Here is a 16,426-nt window from a genome sequence, read left to right as displayed (position 1 = left end):
ACCCTGCGGGCTGTGTTCCCGACCTTTCGGTCAGATACTATTCGTTTCTAATGCATTGCCTTATATACTGCAATGCCTGCTACTGCCGCCACGATGACTGCGACAAGTCCAAACAGCATGTTTCTCGTCTTTTTCTTCATTGCTTCAAACTCCTCCTGCTTCTTTACAGCCGAATCAGCTGTTACAGTCTCCGGTTCAGCCTTTCTGCCTTTCTTCTTTACCTGTTCATTCTGTTCTGCTTCTAACTGCTTTATTGCAGGCTCTCCCTCTGTTGATACATAGGTAAGTGCCCTGTTACCAAACATAAAATGCAGTTTCTTTCCCATATACTCGTAGAAATTCATCCCGTTAAAGGAATAGAATCCGCCAAGAGCAATCGGTGCCACACATGGAATTGCCACATAAGCAGAACCAGTAAGACCGATATATTTGTAAAGAAGAAGGACAATACCGCCACCAACCACTACACTTGCAATGGAAAATATAAGCTGCCTTGCAGTAAGTCCCATCGCAACCGATTCCTGATAGCGGTCAATATCCTTGTTTACTTCGATTACCATTGTCGCTTCCTCCTATCTTGATAAATCCTTTTTCTCCGGCTTTCTTGTCATTCCAATATTCGCCTCATACTTATCCATTCCATCCGGACACAGTTCCCTAAGCTTGTCTACATTGAACAGATAAAGAGGATATTCACAGAACCCGCTCCTTTGCGTGAATCCAGTAAACTCTCCAAGGTCGTTATCTGTAATAAACTTTTCAATATCCGGCATGTCATTCACATTCAGATATCCGCAGTAATTTGGTGCTGCAACCGACAAATTCACAGTCACATCCCCAAAAGGCTCCTCATATCCATCTTCATTACACATAAGACCGATAAACATTGCCCTGTTATTCATATACTGCTGGATATCAAATGTCACCTGCGTTTCTCCGGTTATACTTGAATTATAAGTAACCTGTTTCTTTTCATTATCCATTTCTACCTCCTTCTATAATCCAAATGCCTTGCTTGTAAGTGTCTGTGCACCCTTCACGCTTCCAACAGTCATTGCTATCGTAAATGTCATTTCACACAGATATATAAGCGTCTGTGCCCAGTCAGCATAACTTCCTGTAAATGCCGGAAGCCCTGCATTGATAAATGCATTACATACCACAATCGCAAGTGCCATCGTTACTGCCTCAAACACACACGAAAGAAAATATTTGCAGTAGGTAGCCATTGTATGACTGACCATTCTGTTTCCTGCCATCGTGGAGCAGGCAATCGCACCGAGCGGCACAATAATCAGTATCTTTAAGAACCTGAAATACACTGTGTAAATGATGAAAAATCCACAGATAATAATGATGATTGCAAGCAAAGCTGTAAGTATCAGCATTACTAGACTTTCACCAAATCCAAGTTCCTTAATGATATCTGCCTGTGTACTGTCAATAGCAAGCTGTGTCGTTGTCCCGGCAGATATAAGTCCTACCAGATTTCCTATGGAAGTAAAAAACGCTTTCATGATCGTGACATTATTTGCAACAAACCATTCTGCAAGTCCCAGTCGGATAAGCATACGAAATATAGACTCAAACCTCATCTCATCTTTTACATCTATGCTTTCCGAGCAGAAACCGATAACAAAGAACAGCACAACGAGGGATGAACCGACCGCTACAAAGACCGGCTCAATACCCTCAATAACTGCCCAGGGACCTCCGCCCTTGAAACTGACCGGTGACTGTCCAAGCATTGCAAAGACCAGGGATATCTGATTGTTCCAAAACCCAAACACCGCCTCAAGAAGTGCAAGGATCTTGTCTCCAAGCTTAAAAATATCCATACTTGTTATTCACCTCTTTCCTTTTACTAAAAGGGGAACTTTTTCCCCCATCTTAGAAGCCTAAGAATGTCAGTACTGTTGAAATACCAGCCATCATGACACCTGCTACAATTCCTTTCAGTGCAGAGTTCATGGTAGATGAATCCTGCTGCTGGTAGGCTTGTGCGAACTCCATAACATTCTTTGCAAGAATAATGACACCAACCGCACCAATGACTGCAATGATAAGTGTCTTTAAATTCTCAAGCGGCTGTGTTACTGCGGAAGTACCTGTACCTGCTGCAAAACAGGTAGTGCTCATAAGCATCACTCCCATAAGTGCTCCGGATAATGCCGGAACGAATCTCTTTTTTAAGTGAATGAATCTACTCTTCATGCCTTTCTCCTCCATCTGATTGTTGTTTGTTGTTGAAATAACCTGTTCTTTTCTCATGTTGTTTAATCTCCTTTTTTGAAGTGACAGAAGCGGAAAAAGCCAGAAAGGAATACACATATTCCAATCCGGCTAGCTTTCCGAACGGAATATATGCATTCCTTTCTGTCCTGTTGATAGTTACTCTATGATAATCAGGCAATGCCTGTTGTACTGGTTAATCGGGCTTTCCCCGATGCGTTTTTGCTGTGACCATCTCCTTTCAAGGTATGAAAAAAAGCACCTTACCCATATTGGCTAAAGTGCTAATTTACTCTCAAATTTGCTTTATTCTAAAAGCATTCCATCAATTATTGCAAACTTTGTCTTAAATATAGATCTATTCTGGCAATATCGTAATATGACATCCTGTACATAAGGTCTTGTACAATAACTGTCTACCACAATCTGTTTATCTTCCTCTTTCTCTATCCTCTTAAATATGCCTTTTGCATTCCAATCCGTCTTTACAGCATCTACTAAATCATTACTCATCTCAAGATGTGATAAAATCGTGGAATTCAACTCGGTTTCTTTAATTTCAGATATTTGTCCATAGTCATTAAGTTGCTTCAATTCTCTCTTAATTGCCTCCGTGTAACTTGTCATATTATTATCTCCTATCAATAAGTATTCAGGTGTTACATCTAGTGCCTTTGCTAGTTGTAAAAGATTATACGCACTTGGCTCTTCATTGAGTCTACCTTGTTCATAACGTCGTATACTCTGAACAGATATATTTGTTATCTTACCCAGCTCTTCCTGTGTATAGTTTCGTATATTACGCAACTCTTTTAATCTATCTGCAAAAGTCTTTTCCGTATTCATCCTGTACCTCCAATATAAAATAATTTCTGTCTTTTGTAACTGCTCACATGTTAGTAGTCCAATAAGCTGAAGCATACCATGTGAGCAAATTATATCATATACTCTGTAATATATCTAAAAACATTACTGCTTCTTTCGATATGAACTCATCTTCTCCACAGTAACCTCCGGATAGAAATACGTCAGAATCGTTGACTTTGGAACTCCTGCCGCAAGTGCCTTCTTCACCTCTTCTTTCTGCTCCGGCGTATATGACCAGTGCAGCATTCTGTTTGTAATGGTATCTTCCCACTTAGGTTTTTCCCTCTCAGGATTCCTTACAGGCTTAGCACCAGCACTTCCATTAGAAGTGTTGGCACTTTCTGCAGCATCAGACTTCTGCGATTCATCGACATACTCAAGCTCATTCGCCTGCTCCCTGTCAATCTTTGCTTTCTGCTTTGCTTCATCCTGCATGGAGAATCTTCTGCTTAATTCCGCATCACCAAGCATCATAAACTGCTCATAGGTAAGAGAATCTATATACACATTCTCGCCCTTATCCTTCAGCTTTTCATAATACTTAACTGCCTTGTCTGAAAGAATCTCAAATGGCGGACCGATAAGATTATCCGTTCCTCTTATCTGATGAACATATGGTTTTCCCTTACCATCTGCCGTCTGGTTAAACATCGGATGATTGAATGGTATAAACTTATTATCCATGATAGGATCAAAACCACGGATAAAGATAATACACTTTTTGTTATCCAGCTTTCTGACTTCATCGGGTGTAAACAATTCTCTTCCTAACACATCATAATTCCTTGATGAGCTTCCCTGTCTGCCCTTTGTCTCTCCACTTGACTTCTTATCAATCGTACCTTTTCCAAGCAACTCAGACACATACTTATGTGTACTCTGCTCATTTCCACCAAGATATATGAAAGTATCGCAGTTGCCGGGAATTGTCTCCCAGGTATCTTTAAAAAGTGCTTTTAACTGGGCAAAGTTCTGAATAATGATAATACTTGAAATCTCACGGCTTCGCATTGTCGATAACAGGGAACAGAAGTCATCGGGCAATGCGACATTCGCAAATTCATCTAACATAAATGTCACATGGATAGGCAATCTGCCTCCACAGTTAAAGTCCGCCTGATAGTACAATTCCTGAAATATCTGCGTGTATAACATACCGATAATGAAGTTATAGGATTTATCACTATCCGGGATTACACAAAACAGTGCTGTCTTTGTCTCACCATCCCCATTTACTCCAATACCGATATCGGACAGATTAAGCTCATCTTTTGAGAGTAATCGTAAAACCTGCTTATTCTCAAGAAATGCAAGTCTTGAGTTGGCACTGATGATAATGGAACGGACGGTATCTCCTGCACCTCTCATACATTTGTTGTACTGCTTTACTGCCGGATGATTAGCTCCAAGCGGAGAACTTTCCTCTAAAAACTTCATACGCACATCCAGCTTTGATGCTTTTCCCTGTTCTGTAACCTCTGCTTCTCCAAGAAGTTTAAGTACTGTCTCAAAGTTTCTCTTTGCCGGCTGTACCTCCAGCCACACATAATAAAAGATAGCCTGTAAGAACAATCCTTCCGCCTTTTCCCAGAACGGATCACTTGGTGTCGCTCCCTTTGGTGTCGTATTGCTGATAAGGTTTGTAATCAGCTTGACCACATCTGTTTCCTCTCTGATATAGGAAAATGGATTGTAACAGTCTGATTTATCCATCTCTAACAGATTTATGACTTTCACATTATATCCGTTATTCTTTAGCATCTGACCGCAGCTTCTAAGGATTTCTCCCTTTGGATCGGTACAGATAAAGGAACAGTTATGCGGCATCTGCATAAGATTCGGCTTTACTTCATAAAATGTTTTTCCTGCTCCGGAACCACCACAGATAAGTATATTTCCATTGAGCTTGAGTCTCCTAAAATCCAGCGACATCTTCACATTTTGGCTGAGTATCCGGTTGAAATTCTCATCCTTATCTGCAAGTATCTTGTTGACCTGCTTCGGATTTTCAAATCTTGCCGTACCAAATTCCTTACCGGGCATATAGTTTCTCTGACTGGTATAATACATGACAATAGCCATCGCATAGATACCTAATGCAATGGCTACTGCTTTTACTGTATTGGAATTGTAATAGTTGGCAAAGGGAACAGCACATACCTCATTGAATCTGTCCATAAATTCATTAAAGGCAATCCCTTCCGTCCACGCACCATTTATCAGATAACCAAGATACCCGGCTAACACTGCACCCACAAGAATGAATATCAGTGAAGGCTTTTTCTTTGTTGTCTGCATGGGCTGCTACCTCGCTTTCTTCGTGGTAACAGTTTTCTTCTGTGCTGTCTTTTTCTGCTGCTTCTGTACTTTCTCGTAACGCTCCCTGACAGATGACTCCACCTTGTCATAGTGAGTATAAAGCTCGGTTCCTTTCTGAGTTGTCACCACACGATTCTGCTCATCGTAGAGCTTATAATCCTTGGTTGAATCAAGGAAGGTAAGCATTGTCTTTCCACCATGAATCTCCATGATGTTTTCCTTACGGAGCCATACATATTTTGCCTCTTCTCCCCATGTGCCGGGAACTCTGGTCTTAACAGCATGGTCATTCTCTTCTATAATCAGCTTCTTGCTGATAGTCACATCTGACAGGTTCGCATTCTTTGATGCCGCAACCGCCCTCATTCTCTCAGCAAGGTCCTGATAGCCTCTGACACGGTTGATAAATGCATCCTTGTCCATCATGACTGTATGGGTGCCATCCTCATTCTTACTGCCAAGCACACCGATTGTCTCAAGCTGTCTGATAACACTTTCAGCCTGCTCACCATTGATACTGAAATTCTCCTTGACCTGATCCACACTGATAGCTTTCTTTTCCATTGCAAACATTCCGACCTTTTCGATCAGTCCGTCAATGGCAGAATTTACCTTATCCCCTTCTATCGTGTGGCTTTTCTCGTTTCCCTGCTGTTTCTTCAAAAAATCCATCAGCTTGCCAAGGGATTTTTCATCTCCATTCTTCAGATAATCGTCAAATGTGGCAATCTTGCCAAACTTGAGTTTCTGTATCATCATATTCACACGTGGAACTGCCTCTGTATGAAAGATTACCTCACTCAGTCCGTCTTTCCTGTTGCAGTCCGGAAGTACTGAATAGAGTATTCCATACTTCTTTGCCATCTTTTCAACCTTTTTCATATCTTCGGTATTAAACTGTAACACCTGTAAATCGCCACCTTTTAAGATCAGCTTTCTCATGGATGTCTTGCCAAGTGACTTTTCATAATCAAGCATCCCTTTTAAGAAATCTATTGCCTTCTGCATGGCAGCAATGCCGCCGCTTCCTACCTTCATGGCAATCTCAATGCCATCATAAGCTACACGGATGATCTGCACCGCTTCCTGAATCTCTTCTGCCATTATCGCACCTCCACTTTCTCTCTGACTGTTGTTTTAAGCGTTTCTGTCTCTGTAGTACGGATTTCCTCGGCTGATACATCAATACCATAAGCAGTCAAAATATCTGCCAGATGATTGATTGCTTTCTCCTCCTCGACACGATACATTTCAAGTGCCACAAGCAGGTTTTCCACCTGTTCCACCCATGCAGGCTTCATATCATATTTAGCCCTGTATGTGACCATAATCTCGTCCGACTCAGCCTTATCCGCTGAATGTGCCAAAGCTTCAATAAGAGAAATCGTGTCTTCCTTGCTGCCGCTTCTGAATGCGAACTGGACAACAAAGTTTTTCTCTTCCTCTGTAAATTGATGCTCCACACCATTCATCTCTGTTACTGCTTCATTTACTACTGCTAAATTCATAAGTTCCTCCTAATCTGCCATGCTGTTTTCAAGCACAGCAATCTCAATGATCTCCTTCATCTTTTCCGCTGAAATGTTGTTGTTTATAAGCTCTACAAGCTGTGACTCAGTAAGTCCCTTTTCTATTGCACTCTTAATCTGCACAAGCTGCGCCGGAACAAGGTCTCCCGATGCAACCAGCTTTACAATGTCTGCCCTTGACTTTTTCTTAAATGACAGTCTTGCAAAAAGGCTCACCACTCCGCTGTTGCTGCTCTTTCTCACACTTCTCTCAATCGGAAGTCTCTGCACCACATTTCCAGTACCATCAACTACCGGAATCTGATAATAGACCGGAATCCCGTTTGCCACAGCCTGCATATTCTGAGGAACTGCAACTGTATCAACCATCTTTTTATCTGCCTGTGATACGGACTGGCTTTCCTGCGGCTCTGCCTTACTTTCTGCTTCTTTTTTATTCTCTGTGGCAACACTTATGATCTTATCTTCCAATGACTCTATTCTGTCTCCCATACGCTTCATCTCCTTATCCTTTTTCTCAATATCATCCCTGAGTCTTGCAATCGTACTGCTTGCCTTATTCAGTTCATTCTGCTGACTGTTGATAAGAGCATCCTTATCCTGGTTCTCCTTGACCAGACGCTCCCTGACTTCCTCATCATCTTTGGAAGTTTCTATTTCAGAAAGCTTCTTATTCAAGGCATCATACCTTTCATTCTGGTGATTGATCTTTTCAACCACTTCATCCATCTGAGCTACAAGACTTTTCACATACTCTAAATCCTGTGGCATCTGCTCTTTGGCTTTATTAAGCTTTTCTAATACCACATCAAACATCCTGCGCATATTTACTGCTGTATCATCTTTTTGGACTACCTCTCTGATTGCATCAATCGGCACACCTTTTTCATAGTAATCCAATGCTGTCTGCATCTTAGGTGCTGCCATCCTGCTATCTTTCAGCAGCGTTAACAACTCTTCTGATACACCCTTATGCAGACATTTTGATAACACCTTCATCTGCTCAATGTCATAACTTTTGTTAAGATACAGACCGATTTCATCATCAGTCAGTCCATATTCATAATCGCTTTTGACAAGAGCAATAACCTCACTGTCCATATGCTTATTACGAAGAATCTGTATCTTTCTCTCAATCGCCATTTCACTTAATGGCTCTCTTTTTTCTTCCATATATGCCTCCTAACCACTAAAAAAACAGCCTAACGTATCGGCTGTTCTTTTCTGTCTCTTATTGTTTCTTTGTCATACTGCTTCTCTTCTGCCGAAGCTGATACAGTAAGTTCCTTCCATATTGATTTTCCAAGGCTAAGTTCCTTTGATACCGCCCGTTCTGCCTTACAGTCCTGTGCATACTTGCTCTCATATTTCTTTCTAAGACTCTCGACCTCTTCCACACTGTATCCCTGTGCTAAAAGTTCAGTGTTAAGCCTTTCCCATGCATTGTGCTCATCTTCAAAGAAGGTATCCCCACTCTGATAACACGATTCCGCATCATCAAGCTCCCGGATCTGTTCAGCCTTGTCAAAAATATCTTTGAATCTTTCCTTAGCCTTATAGGTCTTACTCTTTTCCTTTGATGCTTCTTTCTTCTTATCCGTCAGATTATCAAGTACCGAAACAAGTTCTTCCGCACTCTCAATCTTATGCCTTACCAAAAATAGATACTGCTCCTGCAGCTTATGCATCTTTCGGATATCATCCCTATACTTCCATACCTGACTGTATGGCTTCTTTTTCAGCTTTCCAATCCGATAAAGCTTTGCATAATATCTTTTCTGCAAGCCTGACATCTTCGCCCTGCGATATCTTTTGACATAGCACTTTACTATCACTGCCTGTTTTTCCTCGTTCTGTGACTGGTAAAAAGATAAATCTTCCTTAGCAATACGCTCCACAATAGCTTCCTGTGAATAATTCTCGCCAAGAGTCTTACATCTTCTGAATCTTGTCATCCCCTGTGGTCTGACTGCCAGATACTTTCCCTGCTTGACCTCATATCCTTTTTCCGACAGCAGCTCCAGAAATCCACTAAAATCATTTGCCTGTAAAATGCAGGCATCAAGATCTCTTTTTATCATATCTGCCCACACAAAGCTGCCTTCACGATATTCGCTCCAATCCTTATAATTCTCGTGCTGTTTCTCTTTGCTGCCATCCTCCACATCTATAATGGAAAGACCATACTCCTGACACAGCTTATTGGTAATCGGCTGGATATACTTTGCCCAGTCACCTTTCTCGTAGCGATACTTTTTCCCATCCACAAAGCTTACACTGTTAAATACAATGTGTGAATGAACATGGTCTGTATTATCATGAACCACAAATACCGCTTCATAGGCATCACCAAGATATTCTGCTACAAACTTCTGTGTTATCTCAAAAGCCCTGTCTGGTTCCACCTCATCCTCTTTGAAAGAAAGAATGATATGATACCCCTGTCGCTTGTCTGTTTTTCCAAACTGCTTCTTTGTATCCATCATCTGTTCAAAAGCCATATCTGCCTGGCAGTTTATGGCTCCCACAAGTCTTCCTCCCTGCGTTTTCTCAGGATTCATTACATAATCCAGTGCCCGCTTTAAATGCCTTGCATGAAAAGAATTCCCGCTGTCCTTCATGTGAAGTATCTTACTGATTGCCAATCTTTACCACCGCCTCGCTGACAGATTGATTCAGCTTTTTCATATATGCCACAAGCTGTTCCTTATCTTTCTTGGAATATATCTGAGCATTACTGTTAAATACAATCTGATTGATGTTAATGCCGATTCGGTTTATCTCATTGATAAGCTCTTTAAGAAGTTTCCTTACTTCCGGATAATCATTTGGTTTCTGACTGATTAGAAGCCTGATATATTCGGCTTCATTCATTCCATTTGCCTTTGCCTTATCAGAAAGTACCTTCGCTTCCTGTGGCATAAGTCTTAGTGTTTTCCTTATACAATGAACTTTATCAGCCATAGAATCACCTTCCTCTCTTACCCGTACTGTATTCTCTTACTCCTTCTGCTACTGTTACAGCAACTTTTTCCAGTTCTTTATTACCCAGCTGGGCAATAACCCTGTCTGCAAGCTCTGTAGCAACTTCTATAAGTTCCTTACCATAACTGGTTTTATCAAACAATCTGTCCAGTCTCTTTTCATCTGCTTTCAGACTTTCATACTTGCTCTGATACTCGTTATAGTCGTTAAAATCCTTTGGATCACTCCTGTGTGCTTCCGCATCAAGTATCAGTTCATAGTTCCATTCACAGACAATATCTATAACATCATCAATCAAATATGGTTCTATCTCGCCATTCTCTTCAGCAATATCCTGCCTGTACATCTTCCCATCTGAATCTATGCCAATGGCATAATCATGTCCTTCCATATAGTTAAGCAGAATTGCAGCATCTTCTATCGAAGGGTTTAGTAAGATATCAAATGTGTCTGCCCAGGCAATAAGTTCCTCTGGTTCTGTGATTATTGTAAGTTCTTTATCCATTGCTTTCCTGCACCTCCCTTATCCGTGTTTTGTATATCTCTTCCACCCACACGCCTGTCTGAATCTCTTAGGTTTACGGCTAGATACGCATTAGAGACATCTCTGTCCTAATGCCATCTAGTTAGGGAGAAAATCTCCCTAAAACCCTCTGTTTATGGAAGTGGGGGCGCTTTTTGCCCCCACTTTGCTACTTTGGGGGCGCTTTCTGCCCCCACTTTGTTATTTTGGGGGCACTTTCTGCCCCCACTTTTATACTGACTTTCATCCGGATTTTGTCGTGTCCGAATTGCGGGGGCGCTTTTTGCCCCCACTTTGACATTTTGGGGGCGCTTTCTGCCCCCACTTTGCTGTTTTGGGGGTGCTTTCTGCCCCCACACATTAAAATCCAAGTTCTCATGCCCTGACCGGTTCATCTGCTCTCTGATTCATTTGATTCAGATTAAGCTTTGCCGCCACAAGCCACTCGTTGTAATCCTTATATCCGGCTGGAGGCGGACAGTCTTCTACCTCATATCCAAGCTCATAATACTTTCTCATAAGTTCAGCTGCTGCTTTTCTCCCCGGCTCATCTCTATCAAGGCAGAACCGGATGAAAGTAATCTGCGGATGTTCCCGAAGAAAAGTCTCAAGTGGTGCATCTGCAAGCATCCCAAGTGCCAGCTTATTTGATTCATAATCCGTGAAGATATCCACATAACTCATAAGGTCGATTGCAGCCTCAAATACCACAAGCTCTGTACTGTTAACATTTACCACATTAAATCCATAGTTCTTATCATTTCCTGTGACATCACACTTGAATGGCTTGCCCTGCTTATCAAACACTCCCCGCATACTTGCAAATCTTGTCACTCCATTTTTATCATTTCCTTTGAAAACAACATTGTGGTAATGCCTGCTCTCATAAATCAGTCCTTCTTTTAAAAACAGATCTATGACTGCTCTGCTGATTCCTCTCTCCTGGTTCAGATAGGAAATAAGATAGGAATTATCTCCTGCCGGTTCCGGTAGGACAAATGGCTTTCTCTCCTCTGCCTGCTTCTGCGATACCTGATGAACAAGTAGCTGCTTTACAGGCTTCTCGATTCTTCTGTATCCTGCGAAATCTAAAAGCCAGAACACAGCCTCTTTTACACTCATTCCACAAAATACCCGTAAGAAATCTATCTGTGAGCCGCCATTGTTGCCTTTGTCAAACTGCCTTGACCATCTGTACCAATGGCTTCTGTTATAGATACGGATGGAATCCATCTCCTTTAAAGTGTGGTATTTGCCAATCCTCTTTACTGTATACCCAAGGCTTTCAGCAACTGCACACAGGTCAACACTCTTTGCTATGGCAAGCTCTTCATCCGTAAATCTTCCATCCATGCTTTCACCTTGCCTTTCCCTGCTCTGCTACAAGCGGTGACTTGATATCAAGTGTCCGGTAATCTGTGCTCAGGGTAATCTTAGGATTATCAATCATGCCTTTTTCCCTGAAACTGAAAAATTCACGATTGTCTCCACCGACTATGATATGGTCAATGAGCGGTATTCCCATCAGTTCACACAGCTTGTTCATGCGGTCTGTCATCATCGTGTCTGCCTTGCTTGGGAATACATTTCCGGATGGATGACAATGGATTAACATCATGCTTGCAGCATTGCTTAAGATACTTGATTTAAACAGCTCTCTCGGATGTGCCATTGCCTCATTTAAAGAACCAACACTTGCAAAATGCACATTGATAGGTTTTAAATCTGACCTTAGATTGACCACACACACTACTTCCCTGTCAAACTGGCACATACAGTCTCCCATGACAGCAGCTATATCCGCCGGATTATTAAAGGTGTGCTCCGAATAAATCGGAGCATCCTTTACAAGTCTTACCGAAACCACATCAAGCTTGAAGTCATTCTTCTTTGGCATCAGACACCGCCTCCTCTCCAAACTCGACACGGATAACAAAGTCACCTTTCTGGCTGTTTATGAGAGCAATGAGTTCTTCCATTGTAAGTTCCTGCTCCATAACTGCCTCCTATCTGGACTTTTCCTTCGCATCATATACAAGGGGAGGTTCAGCAACGATACCATCAAGTCTCTTGTTCGGTGTATCAGTTGCAAGGGTGAGTTTTCTTAAATCCTTATCATAGTGATATACCTGATTGGAAAGTCTCTCGTCCAAAGACACCTCCTGCATATTTATCTCGACTACCATCTGTGCAAGCATCTCAGGGCTTCCCATATCTGAAGACACTGCAATAACCTCATGCACGCTCGAAGGGAGAATATAAAGATCACTCTCTAAACTCTCTGCCAGCTCATGAAGCTCATTCTCATAAAGCATGGATGCTGCGCCATTGATACCCTTTTCATTGGAAATCACCCACATCGTCTGCTCAGGTGGAATCTCAGCTATCATCATATCTGCAATCTCCTGTGGCATCCCATCCCTTGCGAACATTTCTTTCATAATGTCATTCATGCTACGAACGACAGGTGGAAAGAGCCTTCTTGTGTTTTCAGCAGCACACTTAAAGAGCTGTTCCTCGCTCATCCCAAGTCTTTTCGCAAATTCATTTGTAATTTTTGAACTCTGCACCGCATCCTTATCGGCACTGATTATTACCTTATACACAATAGAGAGATCCTGAAACTCCCTGTGAGGCACCTGTTCCAAAAATGTCTTATTCTGCTCTGTATTGATGAGCTGGAATACAATCTTCTCGTTAGCATCCCTCATAATGCTGTCCACATCAACAACCGGAGCCTGCTCATATGCCCTTTCCATAAAGTCACATGCAGCCATAAGTGTTTCCTCAAGATCACCACAGTTCTGATACTTCTTATACATGTCATTGATATAAATCGTAGGCGAAATATTCCTGCCTTCCTCTCTTAAGATGATGCCATCAAGAGTCACATTCACCTTTTCCACGGGTTCTACCACAAGCTCCATCCCTTTGAACTTCTCAGGCATATAATCCATAAACTTTTCTTTTACTACTTCCTTAAAAATCTCGTAATTCATCATATTACGGTTCCTCCTTAATCTAAAAAAGCAGGGAACATAAGTCACTGGCTTACATTCCCCGCAAGGTTAATTGTTACTGTTTATTCTTTTTCTTTCTTCCACGAAGTCCGACTCCAACACCTGTAATAAGTGCAAGTGCACCAATTCCAAGATAAAGAAGCGGATTTGCATTGTCTCCTGTCTGTGGAAGCTTAGGCTCTGTCGGTACATTGACAAGCTTAAGAGTTGCTACAACAACATCCGGTGCATTATCATCATATCGAAGTGTTACATCGTGCCATCCACCCTTGCAGTGAACTATTTATCTGTAATGCACGGGACACATAGGACTGTCCCGTATTCTGTGCATCTTAAACTCCTTTCATTATACCAGCTCTCTTATTTTAAAGAAATACTGCATAAGTCTTCTGTTTTTCTTATAATTTAAGAATAAACCCTTTACCTGCATACGCTCACCTCCTCTCAGAATGTGCCCATTCTTACGAATGAAAGAAATATCCTTGCCACCATAGCGAATAGAAGAAGAATTATTCTGGCAAGTCCTAAGACCAGCTTCAACGCTCCAAGAATTATCCTTAATATCCACTTGAGTATCTCTAAAATTACTGTTCCTACGGCTCCCATAACTCTTCTCATAATAATCAGTCTCCTTTCGACATCCATCCCATTGCAAGTCCTGCAACATCTGCATCGTCCATAACATCTTCTGTAGGTTCTTGTGCTTCACTATTGGCTGCCTGCATTATTACCGGCTGACCAACATTCATCCCGGATATCACTCCGCCTAACAGCCTTATGACCTCTTTCCTAGCCTCATTGGTTGCTACTTCAATGACTTCTTCCTTAATATCCTCAATATCTTCTGACCGGATATATTCAGCCCTCTCTTTTTCCTTCTTCTTGATAACAAAGGTTTCTTTTCCATAATTATCAATATAGAACTGAATCGCATCTATGATGAACTGGTTCTTAGATTTGAAAATCTTCGGATCAAGGTTCTGAATCACATCATTGATTTTCACATGCTGAGGATTGCTCATGTTGAGGCGGACAGAAGTTTTTACTTCATATTCAAGTCTTCTTCCCATCATCTGCCTCCTTATGATAATCGCTTAGTGCTTTTAAGTCCCATTGTGGCAAGCTGCTCATATCCTCTTGCATTTGCCTTTACATCAAGGTTATAGGAAATGTTCTTAGCATCATGACTACCAAAATTCTTCATCACAACTGCCCCGCCTCCGACAAATACAATCGGTGTAGTTTTTAAGTTATACCCAAACTCACGGATTGAGTTATATACCTTATCGACAAAATCCTCTATCTCTGCCTTGATAATGGCAAAGTATTCATCATCAATATCTGACCTGCCATATCGCATGATATTCTGTATCTCTGACTCGTCTACCTCTCCGTTAAGCTGTCTTACACACTGCTCATTGATAGAACGCATACAGGTAATAAGACCTTTTGGAATCGTCACACACTTTGATTCATCCGGTGACTTGTTGATTACCGGCATAATGTCGATTGTCCAGCTACCGATATCTACTATCAGCGTTTTCTTTGCCATTGTAGGAATCTTGTCCACTACTGCTGCATAGCACTGAGGAAATACTGCCACATCATCAATTTCAATATGATACGGCTCATTCTCATATTTGAAGCTTACACGCTTATTCTTTGTCAGGTACTTGATAAAATCATTCTTCTCAGCTCCAAATCTTGTAAGTGGAAGTCCTACAGCAAGGAATACTTTTGCCTCTTCAAGACCTCTTCTTTTAAGTTCCTTAGCAACTGTTGCAAGAGTGAGAAGATAAAAGCTGTCATCTTCAACCTTGGTATCCTTTACTTCCTGCCTCACAGTTCCAACCTTATAGAACTTTCCTTCATACTCAAGTACATCGCCGAAAAGTGCCGGAGTTGTTGTAATCTCCTTAACACCTGTGACAAATACCTGAGAGATTGTTTTCATCATTGACCAGCCATGATCAATGCCGATTACTTCTAACTTGTTATTCATGTTCCTTTCACTCCTTTTCTGTATTGTCTGCATTATTGTTTTGCAAAATTTCATATAATTACCCACACCCTTTCAAGTGCTCAGTTTTGTCAGATGCAGGAATATCATCAGACCTGCCATAAAAATGCTTTCTCACTAATTTCTCATACAGTTCATCACTCTCTGCCTTAACTTTCATAAGACAGTAGAGAACCACTGTACTAATAATGATTACGAACCAAATTAACACCTTGCCCATTCGACCACTCCTCTCAAATAAAAAGAGGACCAAATCAGCTGATGGAATATTCCATCTCAAGTGCTAATTTAGTCCTCACTAAATGTTTTTGATATAAAATTGTACCTAATCTAAGCGCACAGATTCACTCTCAGACTGATTGTGGACATCTGTGATGCTGACTTGAATTTTCGGTTTAATATTGCAGCGCTGCCCTATCTTTACCGCTAAAATGGTATAAAAATAAGGACTAAATTAGTGCTAACCCCTTGATTTTACTGGGTTTCTCTAACTTTGTCCTTATTATAACGCGCTCATCATCAATTATTATAATGTCAAAATCATTTTCATTAAATTTTGTCATTATATCTTCGCGTGCCATCATCTGCATTGTAGAAAACAAGAGGTCTGAATTATAATCCTTTGAGTTACCTGACAAAAGTCCAAAACTATATTTTTCTCCAAATACATTTTTATAGCTTTTAACTGCCTGTTTTGCTATCTGCTCTCTATGCACTACAAAAAGTGCCCTCACGTTTCTGCCTGTTTCTTTTTCACGCTTTCGCAAGATTTCCCTGAGTGCAAATGCTGAGGCATATGTTTTTCCCGTACCTGTAGAACTTATAAGCAATGCTCTGTTTTCACCGTTTTCATATAATTCCATTACATTCTCAATAAATTTAACCTGCATACTGTTTGGCTCTAATTTATATTTTTCAATACTTATAACTT

Annotated in this window: 20 protein-coding genes; all 20 read right to left on the bottom strand. The window is 41.2% G+C overall.

Annotation, left to right across the window (positions count from 1 at the left end):
• Positions 1 to 47: 47 nt before the first annotated feature.
• Positions 48 to 560 carry a PrgI family protein gene (locus DW721_RS13940; protein ID WP_118506700.1) on the bottom strand — a complete coding sequence of 171 codons (513 nt, stop codon included), beginning with the start codon at positions 558 to 560 and terminating at the stop codon, positions 48 to 50.
• Between the two features lie 12 nt (positions 561 to 572).
• Positions 573 to 983 (bottom strand): DUF4313 domain-containing protein, encoded by a 411-nt coding sequence (locus DW721_RS13935; protein WP_117831121.1) that lies wholly within the window; start codon positions 981 to 983, stop codon positions 573 to 575.
• 12 nt (positions 984 to 995) lie between these two features.
• Positions 996 to 1,838, bottom strand: coding sequence for a hypothetical protein (locus DW721_RS13930; protein ID WP_015560911.1), 843 nt, complete (start codon positions 1,836 to 1,838; stop codon positions 996 to 998).
• A gap of 52 nt (positions 1,839 to 1,890) precedes the next feature.
• Entirely contained in the window at positions 1,891 to 2,271 is a 381-nt protein-coding gene (locus DW721_RS13925; protein ID WP_040894197.1) for a hypothetical protein, read from the bottom strand.
• Between the two features lie 267 nt (positions 2,272 to 2,538).
• Complete coding sequence (locus DW721_RS13920) at positions 2,539 to 3,078, bottom strand: helix-turn-helix domain-containing protein (protein WP_227701393.1); 540 nt, start codon at positions 3,076 to 3,078, stop codon at positions 2,539 to 2,541.
• Positions 3,079 to 3,201: 123 nt separating this feature from the next.
• Entirely contained in the window at positions 3,202 to 5,397 is a 2,196-nt protein-coding gene (locus tag DW721_RS13915) for a VirD4-like conjugal transfer protein, CD1115 family (RefSeq protein WP_118746106.1), read from the bottom strand.
• A 6-nt stretch (positions 5,398 to 5,403) separates the two neighbouring features.
• The gene (locus tag DW721_RS13910) at positions 5,404 to 6,522 is read right to left on the bottom strand and encodes a PcfB family protein (RefSeq protein ID WP_055068873.1); all 1,119 of its coding nucleotides are present in this window, start codon (positions 6,520 to 6,522) and stop codon (positions 5,404 to 5,406) included.
• Positions 6,522 to 6,926, bottom strand: coding sequence for a hypothetical protein (locus DW721_RS13905; RefSeq protein WP_055068874.1), 405 nt, complete (start codon positions 6,924 to 6,926; stop codon positions 6,522 to 6,524). Before DW721_RS13905 ends, DW721_RS13910 begins: the two co-directional genes overlap by 1 nt.
• A 9-nt stretch (positions 6,927 to 6,935) precedes the next feature.
• Positions 6,936 to 8,120: a hypothetical protein gene (locus DW721_RS13900; RefSeq protein ID WP_118506699.1), complete on the bottom strand. Its 1,185-nt coding sequence runs from the start codon at positions 8,118 to 8,120 to the stop codon at positions 6,936 to 6,938.
• A gap of 29 nt (positions 8,121 to 8,149) precedes the next feature.
• Entirely contained in the window at positions 8,150 to 9,592 is a 1,443-nt protein-coding gene (locus DW721_RS13895) for a relaxase/mobilization nuclease domain-containing protein (protein ID WP_330380219.1), read from the bottom strand.
• Positions 9,579 to 9,911: a plasmid mobilization relaxosome protein MobC gene (mobC, locus tag DW721_RS13890; RefSeq protein WP_008395341.1), complete on the bottom strand. Its 333-nt coding sequence runs from the start codon at positions 9,909 to 9,911 to the stop codon at positions 9,579 to 9,581. Before mobC ends, DW721_RS13895 begins: the two co-directional genes overlap by 14 nt.
• 4 nt (positions 9,912 to 9,915) lie before the next feature.
• On the bottom strand, positions 9,916 to 10,437 hold the full coding sequence (locus DW721_RS13885; RefSeq protein WP_117690975.1) for a multidrug transporter: 522 nt from the start codon (positions 10,435 to 10,437) through the stop codon (positions 9,916 to 9,918).
• 393 nt (positions 10,438 to 10,830) lie between these two features.
• The gene (locus DW721_RS13875; protein ID WP_118746104.1) at positions 10,831 to 11,808 is read right to left on the bottom strand and encodes a DUF3991 and TOPRIM domain-containing protein; all 978 of its coding nucleotides are present in this window, start codon (positions 11,806 to 11,808) and stop codon (positions 10,831 to 10,833) included.
• A 4-nt stretch (positions 11,809 to 11,812) separates the two neighbouring features.
• The gene (locus DW721_RS13870; RefSeq protein WP_004611525.1) at positions 11,813 to 12,352 is read right to left on the bottom strand and encodes a JAB domain-containing protein; all 540 of its coding nucleotides are present in this window, start codon (positions 12,350 to 12,352) and stop codon (positions 11,813 to 11,815) included.
• 109 nt (positions 12,353 to 12,461) lie between these two features.
• The gene (locus tag DW721_RS13865) at positions 12,462 to 13,457 is read right to left on the bottom strand and encodes a DUF5688 family protein (RefSeq protein WP_004611524.1); all 996 of its coding nucleotides are present in this window, start codon (positions 13,455 to 13,457) and stop codon (positions 12,462 to 12,464) included.
• A gap of 462 nt (positions 13,458 to 13,919) precedes the next feature.
• On the bottom strand, positions 13,920 to 14,093 hold the full coding sequence (locus tag DW721_RS13855; protein WP_015516967.1) for a hypothetical protein: 174 nt from the start codon (positions 14,091 to 14,093) through the stop codon (positions 13,920 to 13,922).
• A 5-nt stretch (positions 14,094 to 14,098) separates the two neighbouring features.
• Positions 14,099 to 14,548: a hypothetical protein gene (locus DW721_RS13850; RefSeq protein WP_006859711.1), complete on the bottom strand. Its 450-nt coding sequence runs from the start codon at positions 14,546 to 14,548 to the stop codon at positions 14,099 to 14,101.
• Positions 14,549 to 14,556: 8 nt separating this feature from the next.
• Positions 14,557 to 15,477 (bottom strand): ParM/StbA family protein, encoded by a 921-nt coding sequence (locus DW721_RS13845; RefSeq protein ID WP_117922569.1) that lies wholly within the window; start codon positions 15,475 to 15,477, stop codon positions 14,557 to 14,559.
• Between the two features lie 58 nt (positions 15,478 to 15,535).
• The gene (locus DW721_RS13840) at positions 15,536 to 15,715 is read right to left on the bottom strand and encodes a hypothetical protein (RefSeq protein WP_055225095.1); all 180 of its coding nucleotides are present in this window, start codon (positions 15,713 to 15,715) and stop codon (positions 15,536 to 15,538) included.
• Positions 15,716 to 15,944: 229 nt separating this feature from the next.
• On the bottom strand, positions 15,945 to 16,426 hold a 482-nt coding region (locus DW721_RS13835), incomplete at its 5' end, for a DEAD/DEAH box helicase family protein (protein WP_147355416.1).

Origin of the sequence: Clostridium sp. AM27-31LB, from assembly GCF_003480745.1 — a bacterium.
Taxonomy (GTDB): domain Bacteria; phylum Bacillota; class Clostridia; order Lachnospirales; family Lachnospiraceae; genus Butyribacter; species Butyribacter intestini.
The sequence above is the reverse complement of the archived record's forward strand: the minus strand, read 5'-3'. Positions and strand labels throughout refer to the sequence as shown.

Coding starts and splice junctions, on each gene's coding strand:
- DW721_RS13940 (WP_118506700.1), bottom strand. CDS start 560: ATGGTAATCGAAGTAAACAAGGATATTGACCGCTATCAGGAATCGGTT.
- DW721_RS13935 (WP_117831121.1), bottom strand. CDS start 983: ATGGATAATGAAAAGAAACAGGTTACTTATAATTCAAGTATAACCGGA.
- DW721_RS13930 (WP_015560911.1), bottom strand. CDS start 1,838: ATGGATATTTTTAAGCTTGGAGACAAGATCCTTGCACTTCTTGAGGCG.
- DW721_RS13925 (WP_040894197.1), bottom strand. CDS start 2,271: ATGAGAAAAGAACAGGTTATTTCAACAACAAACAACAATCAGATGGAG.
- DW721_RS13920 (WP_227701393.1), bottom strand. CDS start 3,078: ATGAATACGGAAAAGACTTTTGCAGATAGATTAAAAGAGTTGCGTAAT.
- DW721_RS13915 (WP_118746106.1), bottom strand. CDS start 5,397: ATGCAGACAACAAAGAAAAAGCCTTCACTGATATTCATTCTTGTGGGT.
- DW721_RS13910 (WP_055068873.1), bottom strand. CDS start 6,522: ATGGCAGAAGAGATTCAGGAAGCGGTGCAGATCATCCGTGTAGCTTAT.
- DW721_RS13905 (WP_055068874.1), bottom strand. CDS start 6,926: ATGAATTTAGCAGTAGTAAATGAAGCAGTAACAGAGATGAATGGTGTG.
- DW721_RS13900 (WP_118506699.1), bottom strand. CDS start 8,120: ATGGAAGAAAAAAGAGAGCCATTAAGTGAAATGGCGATTGAGAGAAAG.
- mobC (WP_008395341.1), bottom strand. CDS start 9,911: ATGGCTGATAAAGTTCATTGTATAAGGAAAACACTAAGACTTATGCCA.
- DW721_RS13885 (WP_117690975.1), bottom strand. CDS start 10,437: ATGGATAAAGAACTTACAATAATCACAGAACCAGAGGAACTTATTGCC.
- DW721_RS13875 (WP_118746104.1), bottom strand. CDS start 11,808: ATGGATGGAAGATTTACGGATGAAGAGCTTGCCATAGCAAAGAGTGTT.
- DW721_RS13870 (WP_004611525.1), bottom strand. CDS start 12,352: ATGCCAAAGAAGAATGACTTCAAGCTTGATGTGGTTTCGGTAAGACTT.
- DW721_RS13865 (WP_004611524.1), bottom strand. CDS start 13,457: ATGATGAATTACGAGATTTTTAAGGAAGTAGTAAAAGAAAAGTTTATG.
- DW721_RS13855 (WP_015516967.1), bottom strand. CDS start 14,093: ATGAGAAGAGTTATGGGAGCCGTAGGAACAGTAATTTTAGAGATACTC.
- DW721_RS13850 (WP_006859711.1), bottom strand. CDS start 14,548: ATGATGGGAAGAAGACTTGAATATGAAGTAAAAACTTCTGTCCGCCTC.
- DW721_RS13845 (WP_117922569.1), bottom strand. CDS start 15,477: ATGAATAACAAGTTAGAAGTAATCGGCATTGATCATGGCTGGTCAATG.
- DW721_RS13840 (WP_055225095.1), bottom strand. CDS start 15,715: ATGGGCAAGGTGTTAATTTGGTTCGTAATCATTATTAGTACAGTGGTT.